General features: G+C 56.3%; 1 protein-coding gene. It reads right to left on the bottom strand.

Going from position 1 to position 551, the window contains the following annotated elements; translation table 11 throughout:
* Positions 1-140: 140 nt before the first annotated feature.
* Positions 141-551: TPR end-of-group domain-containing protein (locus tag NKI35_RS31315; protein WP_502897204.1), on the bottom strand; the 411-nt coding region annotated here is incomplete at its 5' end.

Raw genomic sequence — 551 nt, 5'->3', positions numbered from 1 at the left:
TGCGCCCCATGTCGGCCGTTAAAGTTGACTTGTGCCACCACCTGACAGCGGACATTACCGGCGACCGCGCTTGAGGGCGTAGTTGCGCCTGGAACGGACCTGCCCTCAACCAACTCATTTTCTGGGCATCATATTCAGGGTCAATGCTTCACTCCCTCGTGGCCTGCTGATATTCGAGCCCCAGTCGCGGTTATTTGGGCCACCATCCGATTGACAAGCGCGATATAACGGGGATGAGCGCGGAGCGAGTCGAGGTCGCTATCTTGACGCATCCAAGGCACGCGCAAAACGAGGTAAGCATGTGATGCAGTTAGCTGACGTTCAAGGCAATCGATAGCCTGCTCCGTCTTGCCCAGCTTCGCATAAAAACAGCCTAAGTTGTACTGAACCGGAATGTTGTCTCCGGCGAACATTTCCCCACGAGAGGCCCACGACAGCGCGCGTTCAATCTCGCCAATTTCTGCCAGCATTGCGGCACCGTAACATAGCGCGGTGGCATTGTCGGGATGCGCTTTGACTTCCTTTTCCACTCGCAGCACACCTTGCCTTGC

The organism is Mesorhizobium sp. M0676 (assembly GCF_040320535.1).
Classification (GTDB): domain Bacteria; phylum Pseudomonadota; class Alphaproteobacteria; order Rhizobiales; family Rhizobiaceae; genus Mesorhizobium.
This window is presented reverse-complemented; position numbering and strand designations above follow the sequence as displayed.